Annotated in this window: 13 protein-coding genes; 7 read left to right on the top strand and 6 right to left on the bottom strand. The window is 70.5% G+C overall.

The window, feature by feature from the left end:
- Window positions 1-3 precede the first annotated feature (3 nt).
- Together ACWH49_RS23205 and ACWH49_RS23200 are read right to left on the bottom strand one after the other, a co-directional pair.
- Complete coding sequence (locus tag ACWH49_RS23205) at window positions 4-561, bottom strand: LuxR C-terminal-related transcriptional regulator (protein WP_448173595.1); 558 nt, start codon at window positions 559-561, stop codon at window positions 4-6.
- A gap of 2 nt (window positions 562-563) precedes the next feature.
- Window positions 564-998, bottom strand: coding sequence for a PaaI family thioesterase (locus tag ACWH49_RS23200; RefSeq protein ID WP_448173594.1), 435 nt, complete (start codon window positions 996-998; stop codon window positions 564-566).
- A gap of 109 nt (window positions 999-1,107) precedes the next feature.
- On the opposite strand from ACWH49_RS23200, the gene ACWH49_RS23195 reads away from it, so the two are divergent.
- The 3 genes from ACWH49_RS23195 to ACWH49_RS23185 are packed head-to-tail and all read left to right on the top strand — an operon-like array spanning window position 1,108 to window position 3,698.
- Window positions 1,108-1,815 carry a CoA transferase subunit A gene (locus tag ACWH49_RS23195; RefSeq protein ID WP_056469683.1) on the top strand — a complete coding sequence of 236 codons (708 nt, stop codon included), beginning with the start codon at window positions 1,108-1,110 and terminating at the stop codon, window positions 1,813-1,815.
- Window positions 1,816-1,817: 2 nt separating this feature from the next.
- Window positions 1,818-2,456 carry a 3-oxoacid CoA-transferase subunit B gene (locus ACWH49_RS23190; protein WP_448173593.1) on the top strand — a complete coding sequence of 213 codons (639 nt, stop codon included), beginning with the start codon at window positions 1,818-1,820 and terminating at the stop codon, window positions 2,454-2,456.
- Window positions 2,457-2,477: 21 nt separating this feature from the next.
- Window positions 2,478-3,698: a lanthionine synthetase C family protein gene (locus ACWH49_RS23185; protein ID WP_448173592.1), complete on the top strand. Its 1,221-nt coding sequence runs from the start codon at window positions 2,478-2,480 to the stop codon at window positions 3,696-3,698.
- 1 nt (window position 3,699) lies between these two features.
- Here the strand turns inward: ACWH49_RS23185 and ACWH49_RS23180 are convergent, their stop codons facing one another.
- Genes ACWH49_RS23180 through ACWH49_RS23170 form a run of 3 tightly spaced genes read right to left on the bottom strand, consistent with a single transcriptional unit; the run spans window position 3,700 to window position 7,036 of the window.
- Window positions 3,700-4,587, bottom strand: a complete 888-nt coding sequence (locus ACWH49_RS23180) for a hypothetical protein (RefSeq protein ID WP_448173591.1) — start codon at window positions 4,585-4,587, stop codon at window positions 3,700-3,702.
- A 23-nt stretch (window positions 4,588-4,610) separates the two neighbouring features.
- Window positions 4,611-5,993 carry a cardiolipin synthase gene (cls, locus tag ACWH49_RS23175; RefSeq protein WP_448173590.1) on the bottom strand — a complete coding sequence of 461 codons (1,383 nt, stop codon included), beginning with the start codon at window positions 5,991-5,993 and terminating at the stop codon, window positions 4,611-4,613.
- Window positions 5,990-7,036 (bottom strand): quinone-dependent dihydroorotate dehydrogenase, encoded by a 1,047-nt coding sequence (locus ACWH49_RS23170; RefSeq protein ID WP_448173589.1) that lies wholly within the window; start codon window positions 7,034-7,036, stop codon window positions 5,990-5,992. Before ACWH49_RS23170 ends, cls begins: the two co-directional genes overlap by 4 nt.
- A gap of 77 nt (window positions 7,037-7,113) precedes the next feature.
- Between ACWH49_RS23170 and fumC the strand changes: the two genes are divergently transcribed.
- The 4 genes from fumC to ACWH49_RS23150 all read left to right on the top strand — a co-directional run bounded on the left by fumC (window position 7,114) and on the right by ACWH49_RS23150 (window position 10,731).
- Entirely contained in the window at window positions 7,114-8,517 is a 1,404-nt protein-coding gene (gene fumC / locus ACWH49_RS23165) for a class II fumarate hydratase (protein ID WP_448173588.1), read from the top strand.
- 9 nt (window positions 8,518-8,526) lie between these two features.
- Window positions 8,527-9,186, top strand: coding sequence for a ribose-5-phosphate isomerase RpiA (rpiA, locus tag ACWH49_RS23160; protein ID WP_448173587.1), 660 nt, complete (start codon window positions 8,527-8,529; stop codon window positions 9,184-9,186).
- Window positions 9,187-9,290: 104 nt separating this feature from the next.
- A complete protein-coding gene (locus tag ACWH49_RS23155; protein WP_056469654.1) occupies window positions 9,291-9,476 on the top strand; it encodes a hypothetical protein in 186 nt (61 codons plus the stop codon).
- Between the two features lie 64 nt (window positions 9,477-9,540).
- The gene (locus ACWH49_RS23150) at window positions 9,541-10,731 is read left to right on the top strand and encodes an esterase/lipase family protein (protein WP_448173586.1); all 1,191 of its coding nucleotides are present in this window, start codon (window positions 9,541-9,543) and stop codon (window positions 10,729-10,731) included.
- Here ACWH49_RS23150 and mnmC read toward each other — a convergent pair.
- Window positions 10,679-12,454, bottom strand: a complete 1,776-nt coding sequence (mnmC, locus tag ACWH49_RS23145) for an FAD-dependent 5-carboxymethylaminomethyl-2-thiouridine(34) oxidoreductase MnmC (protein WP_448173585.1) — start codon at window positions 12,452-12,454, stop codon at window positions 10,679-10,681. The genes ACWH49_RS23150 and mnmC overlap by 53 nt on opposite strands.
- Window positions 12,455-12,459: the final 5 nt, after the last annotated feature.

Below are 12,459 nucleotides of genomic sequence, written 5' to 3'. Positions count from 1 at the left end.
CGTTCAGGCCCGCAGCAGTTTGTGCACCAGTTCCGGCGTGGTGCTCGCCAGGTGCTTTTTCATCAGCCGCGCGCGGTAGACGTCGACGGTGCGTGGGCTGATGCCGAGCCGCTTGCCGATCTGCTTGCTGGTCAACCCGTCGATCAGCAGCGCGGCGATCTCGCGCTCGCGCGGCGTCAGCTCGACGCCGACGCGGCGCTTGGCCGACAAGTCCTCGAACGACCAGATGCCGGCCGCGTGCGGTTGGGCCGGGTCGAGCGCGCGGCCCGAGACGTGACACCAGAACAGGGCATCGCGCTGCGCGCCGCCCAGGCGCTTCATCACGCGCTCGTCGGCATAGCCGCCGCGGGCGTTCAGGCTGGCGACGATGCGCGCGCCGGTGTTCTCGAACTCGGCCTGCGAGGGGTACAGCAGCTCGAAGCTCTGGCCGACGAGCGCCTCGCGGGTGGTGCCGAACATGTCCAGCAGCTCGCGGTTGCAGTCGACCATCAGGCGGTTGCGCGACAGCACCAGGCCGATCGGCGCCAGGTCGAAGGCGGTGCGGTAGTCGAGTGCCGTCACGGTCAGAGCAGGGCGTAGCTCGTGGTCGCGTGGGCGGCGAGGACGTTGTCGCCGGTCGTGATGCGGATGTCGCCGAAGGCCATCGTCTTGCCCAGGCGCAGCACGGTCGCCGTCACACGCACCTCGCCGGCGTTGCCGGGGACCGGGCGCAGGAACGTGGTCTGAAGCTGCACCGTCGTCATCGGGCGGAACGCGCCGAGTCGGGTCACCACCGCCAGCACCATCGCGGTGTCGGCGGCTGCCATCAGCGTCTGGCCGCACATCACGCCGCCGGCGTGCACGTGGCGCGGCGTGACCGGCAGGCCGAGCACGACTTCACCCGGGCTCGCGGCGATCACCCGCAGCTCGAGCAGCTTGACCCAGTCGGCGAACACGTTCGCCAACGCGTCGTCGAGGAAAGCGGTGTCGAATGCGGGCGCGGGGGTCGTGTCGGTCATGGCAGGCTGCGGAAGTATGCTTAGGCGATTCTACGTAACGACTACGTAATGCCATACGTAGTACGCTCCCGCGCTGCATCTCGCACGCGTTTCTCCAGGAGGCATCCGAATGAACAAGATCTTCCCCAGCGCCGCCGCCGCGCTCCAGGGTGTCGTGAAGGACGGCCAGCTGATGGCCGTCGGCGGCTTCGGCCTGTGCGGCATTCCCGAGGCGCTGATCGAGGCGCTGCGCGACTCGGGCGTCAAGGGCCTGACCGTGATCTCGAACAATGCCGGCGTCGACGGCTTCGGCCTCGGGCTGCTGCTCGAGACGCGCCAGATCAAGCGGATGATCTCGAGCTACGTCGGCGAGAACAAGGAGTTCGAGCGCCAGTACCTGGCCGGCGAACTCGAGCTCGAGTTCACGCCGCAGGGCACGCTGGCCGAGAAGCTGCGCGCCGGCGGCGCCGGCATCCCGGCGTTCTTCACGAAGACCGGCGTGGGCACGCTGGTGGCCGAAGGCAAGGAGACGCGCGAGTTCGATGGCCACGTCTACGTGATGGAGCGGGCGCTGGTGCCCGAGGTCGCGCTGGTCAAGGCGTGGAAGGCCGACAAGAGCGGCAACCTGATCTTCCGCCGCACCGCGCGCAACTTCAACCCGGCCTGCGCGATGGCCGGCAAGACCACGATTGTCGAGGTCGAGGAGATCGTCGAGACGGGGTCGTTCGATCCCGATGCCGTGCACCTCCCCGGCATCTACGTTCACCGCATCGTGCTGAACGCGAACCCCGAGAAGCGCATCGAGAAGCGCACCATCACCGAGAAAGCGGGAGCCTGAACATGGCCTGGACACACGACCAAATGGCTGCTCGCGCCGCCAAAGAGCTTCAAGACGGCTTCTACGTGAACCTGGGCATCGGCCTGCCGACGCTGGTCGCGAACTTCGTCTCGCCCGATATCGAGGTCTGGCTGCAGAGCGAGAACGGCATGCTCGGCATCGGCCCGTTCCCGACCGAGGACCAGGTCGACGCCGACCTCATCAACGCCGGCAAGCAGACGGTCACCACGCTGCCGGGCTCGTCGATCTTCGGCTCGCACGACAGCTTCGCGATGATCCGGGGCGGCAAGATCAACCTGTCGATCCTCGGCGCGATGCAGGTCAGCGCCAAGGGTGATCTGGCCAACTGGATGATCCCGGGCAAGATGGTCAAGGGCATGGGCGGCGCGATGGACCTGGTCGCCGGCGTCGCGCGCGTGCTGGTGCTGATGGAGCACGTCGCGAAGAAGAAGGACGGCACGATCGACCTGAAGATCCTGCCCGAGTGCACGCTGCCGCTGACCGGCGTGGGCGTGGTGAATCGCATCATCACCGACCTGGCGGTGCTCGACGTCACGCCCGCCGGGCTCAAGCTGGTCGAACTGGCCGACGGCGTGACCCGCGAAGAGCTGCAATCGAAGACGGGCGTACCGGTGCTCTGACCGCCGACGTCGGCCACCGCGATGCTGCACGACCCGGCACGCCACGAGGCCCTGACGGCGACGCCGTGGCAGGAGGCGCCGGTGCGCGCGGCGCTCCAGGCGATCGCCGACGACATCTGCGAGCGCTTCGATCCGGCCACGCTCTGGCCCTCGCATCCGCGCGAGCGCGAAGAGGGCGACGCGGCGGTGCCGCAGCCGATGCTCTACAACGGCGCAGCGGGCGTGGTCTGGGCGCTGCAGCGCCTGCGCGATCACGGCGTCGCGCGGGTCGAGCTCGACCTCGCGCCGATCGTCACGGGTCTGCACGAGCACAGCCGGCGCTGGATTGCTGCCAACGAGTCCGAATGGCCGTCGTATTTCCTCGGCCACTCGGCGGTGCTGCTGCTGCAGTGGTCGCAGGACCGCCCGCCCGCGGTCGCGGATGAGCTGTTTGCGCTGGTCGAGAGCAACCTCGAGAACAAGGCGCTCGAAGCGTTGTGGGGCTCGCCCGGCACGCTGGTCGCGGCGCTGCACATCCTCGAGGCGACCGGCGAGGCGCGTTGGCACGCGCTGTTCCGCCGCGGCATCGACATCCTGTGGTCGCAGATGAGTCCGGTACGCCACAGCGCGCACCCCGATCGCGAAGTCTGGATCTGGATCCAGCAGCTCTACGGCAAGACCAGTCACTACCTCGGTGCCGGCCACGGTTTCGCGGGCAACCTGTTTCCGGTGATCCGTGGCGCGCGCTGGCTCGATCCATCGGTCGTGGCGGCGTTCGAGGCGCGGGCCGCCGACACGCTCGACGTGGCGGCCGTGCGCGAGCCGGGCCTCGTGCACTGGGAGCCGATGTTCGACCGCGCGTTCTTCGGCTACCCGCCGCGCCCGATGGTGCAGGACTGCCACGGCGGCCCGGGCATCATCTGCCGCCTGGCCGGGACGCAGTCGGCGCCGCTGCGCGCGATGCTGGTCGAGGCCGGCGAGCTGGTCTGGCAGGCGGGGCCGCTGGTCAAGCGACCGGGCCTGTGCCACGGCACCGACGGCAACGGCTATGCGTTCCTGAAGCTGCACGCGATGACGGGCGAGAGCGTCTGGCTGGATCGTGCGCGCGCCTTCGCGATGCACGCGATCGGGCAGTCCGACGCGCTCGCCGCGCAGTACGGCTGCCGCGTGCCGTCGTTATGGACCGGCGACCTCGGTCTGGCGATCTACCTGTCGGCCTGCCTGCGCGTCGACCCGGACCTGCCGGCGCTCGACAGCTTCTGATTCAGCGCGGCGTCGCAGCCCGCTGTCGCTGCACCTCGTTGCGCTTCATCTTCAGGTACTCGTCGCGTTCCACCTCGTGGAGTTGCCGCGCGTGGCGTTCGGTCGCGTCGAACCAGTCGCGCAGGCGCTTTTCCTGGCGGTCACCGGCCGGGCTGGCCATCGACCCGAGGTAGGCCTCGATCGCGAGGTAGTAGCGCATCGTGTTTCGCTCGACCACGCCGCGCACGCCGTCGATGTAGGTCGGCTTGCCGTCCTCGCCCTTGCCGGTGACGCTGAAGCCGACCTTGTCGCGCCCGGCCGTGGCCAGGTAGGCCTGCATCGCCAGCCGCGCCGCGGTGCCGTAGCCGTAGGCGTACGACATGTGGACGAAGCTGCGCTTGTCGTCGAGCGGGATCGCCTCCAGCGCGAGCCGGTAGTTCTTCGTGCCCATCGGCCCGTCGTCGGCGCTCATCTGGACCCGCAGGTAGTCCGCGCTCGCGGCCGGCATCGTGTAGTTGAAGGCGACCTTGTAGCCGTCGTCGAGCGGCTGGTCGAACTTGCGACCGACGACCAGGCTCAGCACCTCGGCCGGCGGCTTGCCGGTGAAGGTGCAGCCCTTGACGTTGAGGTGCAGGATCAGCAGATCGCACCAATGGTCCATGCCTTGCAGCGCGGGGCCGACGAGCGTGAACGGCTGATCGACCACCGCGTAGACGTCGCCCTTCAGGTCGCCCGACGACTGGGCCGATTCCAGCACCAGCGGCCGCTGGAACGGGTTGTTCGCGAGCTTCTCCTTCAGGCTGTCGTGCCGCGCCTTCAGGCCCGCCGCGTCCTGGGCGTGGACCGGTGCGATCAGCGCCAGCGCGAGGGCGAGGGCCAGCCCGGCGGCGTGCTTCCATGAGGTGTTCATCGCGTTGTCTCCTTGGTGTCTCGTCAGAGCCAGTACTGCCAGATCCTCCCGAACGTCTCCTTGGCGCGCTCGAGCGGCGAACGCCGTTGCCACTGCTCGAGCGTGACCTGCTTCGACTGGGCCAGGTCGTCGTCGAACGCCGCGCGCATGCGCTGGCCGAACTCCTTGCCGAGCACGACCGCGTTGACCTCCTGGTTGTGCAGGAAGCTGCGCCAGTCCAGGTTGGTCGAGCCGACCGTCGACCAGACGCCGTCGATCAGCGCCGTCTTCGCATGCAGCAGCGCGTTCTGGCGCTCGTAGATCTTGATGCCGCCGGCCAGCAGCTCGTCGTAGTAGGAGCGGCCGGCGTGGAACACCAGCGCGGAGTCGGTCGCACCGGGCAGCACGATCTTCACGTCGACGCCGCGCGCCACCGCGCCCTTGAGCGAGGCGATCAGCTGCGGGTCCGGCACGAAGTACGCGTTGGTCAGCAGGATCTCGGTCTCGGCCGAATCGATCGCCGAGATCAGCGTCGCGTAGATCACGCTGTAGGGTTCGTCCGGCGAGCCGCCGAGCGCGTGCACCACCTCGTTTCCCTGGCGCGTGAGCTTCGGGAAGTAGTTGCGCGGTGCCAGCGGCTTGCCCTTCTGTTTCTCCCAGGTCGCGATGAACAGCTTCTGCAGCTCGGCGACGACCGGGCCGTCGATCTGCAGGTCGGTGTCGCGCCAGGGCTGCTTGTTGCCGGGGCGGTCGTTCTTCGAGCCCTGGCTGAACGAGCCGCCCGAATAGACGCTGCTGATGTTGATGCCGCCCAGGAACGCGGTCTGGCCGTCGACGACGAGCAGCTTGCGGTGGTCGCGCTGATTCACCTCCCAGCCCGCCTTGGCGGTCAGCGGGTTGACCGGGTTGAACTCGACCACGTTGATGCCGGCGTCCGTCAGCGCCGTGAAGAACTCCTTCGGGGTGCTCAGCGTGCCGACGCTGTCGCGGATCAGGTTGACCGTGACGCCCTGGCGCTGCTTGGCGATCAGTGCGGCGGCGAAGCGCTGGCCGACCTCGTCGGCCTCCAGGATGTAGGTCTCCATGTTGATGTGGTCGCGCGCGCCCTCGATCGCCGCGAACATCGCCTGGTAGGTGGCTGGCCCGTCGAGCAGCAGCGAGACGCGGTTGCCGGCGACCAGCGGGCTGTCGCTGATCGCGGCTTCCAGCGCGAGGTGCCGGTCGAGGACATCGGTTTCCTTGCCATCGGCGCGCAGGCGATCGAGGATCTCCTTGCTGCGCGCAGCCGACAGCGGGCCGCGCCCGCCCTGCAACTGAGGTTCGCCGCTGCCGCGCGCCATGTCCGGCACGACGCGCGGCAGTGCGGTGCAGCCGCCGAGCAGCAGGATCGAGGCGACGAGCATCCAGCGGGGGAGCCAGCGGGTCATGCGGGGACTTTCTGCGCCAACGCGCGTGCGGCGGCGGCGACCAGCGCCGGGCCTTGGTAGATGAAGCCGGTGTAGAGCTGGACCAGGTTGGCGCCGGCCGCGACCTTGGCGCGCGCATCGGCGGCGCTCATCACGCCGCCGACGCCGATGATCGGATAGGCGCTGCCGAGTGCGGCACGCAGCTGGGCGATCACGCGGTTCGACGCCGCCAGCACCGGCGCGCCCGACAGGCCTCCGGCCTCGTCGCCATGCGCCAGGTGCTTGACGGCGTCGCGCGCAATCGTGGTGTTGGTCGCGATCACGCCGTCGATCGCGTGGCGCTTCAAGGTCGCGGCGATCGCGTCGACTTGCGCCTCGTCCAGGTCGGGCGCGATCTTCAGGAACACCGGCACGCGGCGGCCATGCTTCGTCGCGAGTTGCTCGCGGCGCCGCTGCACGGCGCCGAGCAACGCGTCGAGCGCGTCGTCGCCTTGCAGCGCGCGCAGGTTCTTGGTGTTCGGGCTCGAGATGTTGAGCGTCACGTAGTCGGCGTGCGGGTAGACGCCGTCCAGGCACAACAGGTAGTCGGACGCCGCGTCCTCGATCGGCGTGGCCGCGTTCTTGCCGATGTTCAGGCCCAGGATGCCGCCGTTGGCGCGAAAGTGCGCGCGCTTCACGTTGGCGATGAAGGCGTCCAGTCCCTCGTTGTTGAAGCCGAGCCGGTTGATCAGCGCGTTCGCCTCGGGCAGGCGGAACATGCGCGGCTTCGGGTTGCCGGGCTGGGCCTTGGGCGTCACGGTGCCGACCTCGATGAAGCCGAAGCCCATCGCACCCAGGCCGTCGATGCAGCGGCCGTTCTTGTCGAGGCCAGCGGCCAGACCGATGCGGTTCGGGAACTTCAGACCGGCCAGCACCACCGGGTCGTCGACGCGGTTTTGGGACCACACGCATTGCAGCGGCGTGTTCTGCATCCGCGCGATCGAATCGAGCGTCAGGTCATGGGCGCGTTCGGGGTCGAGACCGAACAGAAAAGGGCGGGCGAGGGCATAGGGAAGCAGCGACATGGTTGCAGATTGTCGCAGTGGATGTCGCGTCATACTGTGTCGTCGGACACGTCCTACCCGCTTTTCAGGGAACCTTTATGAGCCCGTACCACCCCGTGGAACCGCACCGCTTCGAGCGCGACACCTTCGGCGAGATCGCCGTCGCCGACACCGCCCTGTGGGGCGCACAGACGCAGCGCTCGCTGCATCACTTCGCGATCTCGTCCGAGCGCATGGCGCCCGAATTGATCCACGCACTCGCGCTCGTCAAGCGCAGTGCCGCGCTCGTCAATCGCGAACTCGGCGTGCTCGATGCCGCGAAGGCGGACGCGATCGTCGCGGCCGCCGACGAAGTGCTCGCGGGTCGGCACGACGCGCAGTTCCCGCTCTCGGTCTGGCAGACCGGCTCGGGCACCCAGACCAACATGAACATGAACGAGGTGCTGGCGAACCGCGCCTCGCAGCTGCTCGGCGGTCCGGTCGGCGAGGCGCGGCTGGTGCACCCGAACGACGACGTGAACCGCGGCCAGTCGTCGAACGACGTGTTCCCGACGGCGATGAGCGTCGCGGCGCTGACCGCGCTGGAGTCCCGCCTGCTGCCCGCGCTCGACACGCTGCGCGCGACGCTGGCCGCCAAGGCACACGCGTTCGCCGACGTCGTCAAGATCGGCCGCACCCACCTGCAGGACGCGACGCCGCTGACACTGGGGCAGGAGATCTCCGGCTGGGTCGCTCAGATCGACCATGGCATCCGGCACCTGCGCACGACCCGCCCACACCTGCGCGAACTGGCGCTCGGCGGCACGGCAGTCGGGACCGGGCTGAACGCCCATCCGGAATTCGGCGTTCGCGTCGCGGCGGAATTGGCGCGCACGACCGGCTATCCGTTCGAATCGGCGCCGAACAAGTTCGAGGCGCTGGCCGCGCACGATGCGATGGTGTTCGCGCACGGCGCGCTGAAGACCGTGGCCGCGTCGCTGACCAAGATCGCCAACGACGTGCGCTGGCTCGCGTCCGGCCCGCGCTCGGGCCTCGGCGAGATCACCATCCCCGAGAACGAGCCCGGCAGCTCGATCATGCCGGGCAAGGTCAACCCGACCCAGTGCGAGGCGCTGACGATGCTGGCCGCGCAGGTGATGGGCAACGACGTGGCGGTGAACATCGGCGGCGCGTCGGGCAACTTCGAGCTCAACGTGTTCAAGCCGCTGATCATCCACAACCTGCTGCAGAGCATGCGCCTGCTGGCCGACGGGGTGCGCAGCTTCGAGGAGCACTGCGCACGCGGCATCAAGGCCGACCGCGCCCGCATCGGCGAGCTGGTCGGCCGCTCGCTGATGCTGGTGACGGCGCTGAACCCGCACATCGGCTACGACAAGGCCGCCAAGATCGCGAAGGCCGCGCACGCGCAGGGCCTCAGCCTGAAGGAGGCGGCGCTGGCCTCGGGGTTCGTGACGGCCGAGCAGTTCGACCTCTGGGTGAGGCCCGAGGCGATGGTCGGATAATCGCAGCCCATGACCCAGGACGAACTCAAGGCCCTCGTCGGCCAGGCCGCGACGGCCTACGTGGAACCCGGCAGCATCATCGGCGTCGGCACCGGCTCGACGGTGAACTGCTTCATCGACGCGCTCGCGAAGATGCCGCTGCCCATCAAGGCCGCGGTGTCGAGCTCGCATGCCAGCACCGAGCGGATGCGGGCGCTCGGCATCGAGGTGCTCGATGCCAACCAGGTCGAGTCGCTCGCCGTCTACATCGACGGCGCCGACGAGATCGACCACGCCGGCCACATGATCAAGGGCGGCGGTGCCGCGCTGACGCGCGAGAAGATCGTGGCCGACATCGCGGTGCGGTTCGTCTGCATCGCCGACGAATCCAAGCTGGTGACGACGCTGGGTCGCTTCCCGCTGCCGATCGAAGTGATCCCGATGGCGGCGGCGCAGATTGCGCGCCGCGTGCGCGCGCTCGGCGGCGAGCCGGCGCTGCGGGCCGGCGTGGTGACCGACAACAGCGGCCAGATCATCGACGTGCGCGGCCTCGCGATCACGGACCCCGCAGCGATGGAGCGCGAGATCAACCAGTGGCCGGGTGTTGTCAGCGTCGGCATCTTCGCGCGCAACAAGGCCGATCTGTGTCTGCTGGGCACTGCACAGGGCGTGCGGACGCTGACTTTCTGAGCCGCGGGTGCGCGCCGGCGGCCGAGTGCGACCGAAAAGCGCGTAACCTCGGGCCTCGGCACCCGCGCGGGCGCCGGACCCGGCACTGACACAAAGGACGGCCCATGGCCAAACCAAATTATTCGTTCGAGAAGCGCCAGCGCGAGCTGGCGAAGAAGAAGAAGAAGGAAGAGAAGCTGAAGGAGAAGGCCGGCCGCAAGGCGGGCGAACCGGGCAGCGACGACGCGCCCGCGGACGAAGACACCAGCGCCGAGGCGCAACCTGTCGACGGGCAGGCGCCGGCCCCATGACGTGACGCGGCGCCGCCGACCCGCAGCGGACGCCGCGGCGCCAGCGCCACCTGCCGCATCGCCGGTGGCCGCGTACGCGCCCACCTTCAACGCCGGTTTCCAGGCGACCGCGTCGCGGGTGCAGGAGATGCACCAGGCGATCGCCGGCAAGACCTTCGACAGTCTCCTGCGCGTTCCTGGCCTGTCGATGCCGACCCGGATCGTGCAGGGCGTCCACGACGCGATCACCCAGGGCGTCTACGCCGCGGTGCGGCATGGCGGCAGCGCCGCCTTCGCGCTGGCGGGCGGCGTCGAGCGGCGCGTGGACGATCCGGCGCGCACACCCGGTCCCAAGGAACAGTTCTTTCGCAGCGCGCTCAACGGCGCGGTCGGCGACACGCTGGCAGCCGCCGGCAGCGCGCTGGCCGTGCAGATGAGCCTGCGCGAGCGCGACGGGCCGGTGACGCGGGAGCGGTTTGCGGGTTTGCCGGCACGGGCCTGCATCTTCCTGCACGGCCTGGCCTGCGACGAGCACAGCTGGCGCCTGCGCCAGGACGCGTGGGCCGATTCGCCGTGGGCCGCGCGCCACCGGCCCGGTGAGGGCGTCACCTATGGCGAACTCCTCGAGAGCGAACTGGGCATCGGCGCACTCTGGCTGCGCTACAACACCGGCCTCGCGGTCGATCAGAACGCGCAACAACTGGCCGAGCTGATGCAGCGCGCGGCCGCCGCGGCGCCGCAGGTGAGCGAGTGGGTGCTGGTCGGCCACAGCATGGGCGGCCTGGTCGCGCGGCGCGCGCATGCGCTCGCGACCGACGGCGGGCTCGACTGGGCGACGCGCGTCCGCACGATCGTCTGCCTCGGCTCACCGCACCAGGGCGCGCCGCTGGCCGGTCTGGGCCACGCCGCCGCGGCGGCGCTCGACGTGTCCGACGTGACCCGGCCGCTCGCGCGGGTCGCGAATGCCCGCAGCCGCGGCATCAAGGACCTGCGACGGGGATTGAAAGGCCAGACGGCGCCGGCACTCGCGCTGCGGCTGGTGTTCGGCACGCTCGGCGACCCGGGCGAAACCGGGCTCGGCACGCTGGTCGGCCGCTGGCTCGGCGATGGGCTGGTGCGTGCCGGCAGTGCGTCGGCCGACGAACTCGGCGGCGACGTGCAGCGCGTCGAACTCGCGGGTCTCGGCCACATGGCCCTGTTGAACCACCCGCGCGTCTACGGCGTCATTCGCGGCTGGATGGCGCGCGATTCGGCCTGCGCCGCGCCCGGCGGCTGACGAAGCGGGCCGGGTCGAGCGCATCGAGCAGGCTGGCTTCCACCGGCGCCGGCGCACCGGCGACCCACGACGCCAGCACCTGCGCGCCGAGCGCGCTCCAGGTCACGCCGCGCGAGCCGAGCGCGGCGAACAGGAACAGGCCGGGTTGACGCGGCACCTGGCGCCGCTGTTCGAGCCGTGCGCCGTGCGGCGCGAGTTCGGGGACGGCGCCGATCAGCGGCAGCCTGTCCCGCGCGCTGCAGCGCCACCCGGTGCGACCGCGCAGGTCGGCCGGCGTGAGCGCGACCGGCCGGCCGGTCAGGCGCGCGAGTTGCGCGAGGTTGGCGACGTGGTCGGCCTCGCGCACCGACGGATCGGTGTCGCCGGGTTGTGCGGTCGCGCCGAACATCGCTTCGCCGCCGATCGCCGGCAGCAGGTAGCCGCGGCCGGCGATCGGCACCTGCGGCGTCGCCACGCGGGATGCATCGGCCACGCTGATCTGGCCGCGCACGCTGTCGATCGGCCAGTCGGCCGCGCCGATCAGGCGCAACGCGTCGGCGGCGTTCGCGAGCACCACGGTGGACGCCTCGGCCAGCGTGTTGCCGCCCGCATCGATCAGGCGCCAGGCCGAACCGATGCCCTCGATGCGCTGCACCGCGGCCTGCGGGCGCCACGCCGTGCGGTCGCCGGCGCGGGCAATGAAGTGGCGCGCCAGCCCGGCGGGCTGGACCCAGCCTCCGCCCGGATAGAACCACGCCGGATGATCGAGCGCGAGGCCGGCCCGGGCGCTGGCCTCGTCCGCGGCCAGCGCCTCCACATAGGCGTGTGGCAGGTCGAGTTGGTGCAGCACCGCGCGCATCTGCGTGACGGTCAGGGTGGTTTCCAGGCGGAGCAGGCCGCGCGCGCTGCCGGGCACGCCGGCGTCGACCGCCGCCTGCACCGCGCCGCGCGCGGCCAGCGCGGCGGCGCGATTGAAGCGCGCGTGCAGGCCGTCCTGCGCATTGACGATGCCGTGAAACAGTCCGGCCGGGTTGCCCGAGGCCTCGGTGGCGGGCGCGACGTGTCGGTCGAGCAGCGTGCTGCGCCAGCCCTGCGCGGCGAGGGCCCAGGCGGCCGCACAACCGGCCAGGCCGGCGCCGACGATCACGGCGTGGCGCTCGCCGTCGGCACGTTGCGCGGGCATGCGCGCGGGGGCGCGCCGCGGCCTGAACGCCGGGGCGAAGCGCGCGCGGATCGCCCCGCGTCCGGCGTGCTGCTCGATGTCGACGCTGAAGCCCGCGGCGGACAACGCCGCGCCCCACGCCGGCGGGTGGCCGATCGCGACCAGCATCGCGTCCGGTGCGGCGAGCCGGGCGAACGCCTTGGCCAGGCGCGCATCGGAATCGGACGGGAGCGTGGCCAGCTCGAACGCATCGACGGTGGCCACCACCTCGGGCAGCCAGGCGCGCAACCCGCCGATGGCGAGCAGCAACTCGACCCCCCCGTGATCGAACGACAGCCGATGCAGGTTCGGCGTCAGCGGTGGCCAGGCAGCGCGCAGCGCCGCGACAAGCGGCGACGCGGCGTCGTGGGCGGCGCCGAGTGCGTCGTCCGTCGGCGGTTCCGGCTCGATGGCGATGTAGACGAGACGCTCGCAGCGCTGCCGGTCGTCGCGCCAGGCTTGCCAGGCATCGAGGAACGCGTCCCCGGCGCCGAACCCGGTGGCGAGGATGACGAACCGTTCGCGACCCTGCCAGCGATGCATCGCCG

The organism is Rhizobacter fulvus (assembly GCF_964020785.1).
The sequence above is the reverse complement of the archived record's forward strand: the minus strand, read 5'-3'. Positions and strand labels throughout refer to the sequence as shown.

Bases quoted from the DNA above. Each gene is read 5' to 3' on its own strand.
- mnmC (WP_448173585.1), bottom strand. From the start codon at position 12,454: ATGCATCGCTGGCAGGGTCGCGAACGGTTCGTCATCCTCGCCACCGGG.
- fumC (WP_448173588.1), top strand. From the start codon at position 7,114: ATGAGCCCGTACCACCCCGTGGAACCGCACCGCTTCGAGCGCGACACC.
- ACWH49_RS23195 (WP_056469683.1), top strand. From the start codon at position 1,108: ATGAACAAGATCTTCCCCAGCGCCGCCGCCGCGCTCCAGGGTGTCGTG.
- ACWH49_RS23185 (WP_448173592.1), top strand. From the start codon at position 2,478: ATGCTGCACGACCCGGCACGCCACGAGGCCCTGACGGCGACGCCGTGG.
- cls (WP_448173590.1), bottom strand. From the start codon at position 5,993: ATGACCCGCTGGCTCCCCCGCTGGATGCTCGTCGCCTCGATCCTGCTG.
- ACWH49_RS23200 (WP_448173594.1), bottom strand. From the start codon at position 998: ATGACCGACACGACCCCCGCGCCCGCATTCGACACCGCTTTCCTCGAC.
- ACWH49_RS23180 (WP_448173591.1), bottom strand. From the start codon at position 4,587: ATGAACACCTCATGGAAGCACGCCGCCGGGCTGGCCCTCGCCCTCGCG.
- ACWH49_RS23170 (WP_448173589.1), bottom strand. From the start codon at position 7,036: ATGTCGCTGCTTCCCTATGCCCTCGCCCGCCCTTTTCTGTTCGGTCTC.
- ACWH49_RS23190 (WP_448173593.1), top strand. From the start codon at position 1,818: ATGGCCTGGACACACGACCAAATGGCTGCTCGCGCCGCCAAAGAGCTT.
- rpiA (WP_448173587.1), top strand. From the start codon at position 8,527: ATGACCCAGGACGAACTCAAGGCCCTCGTCGGCCAGGCCGCGACGGCC.
- ACWH49_RS23155 (WP_056469654.1), top strand. From the start codon at position 9,291: ATGGCCAAACCAAATTATTCGTTCGAGAAGCGCCAGCGCGAGCTGGCG.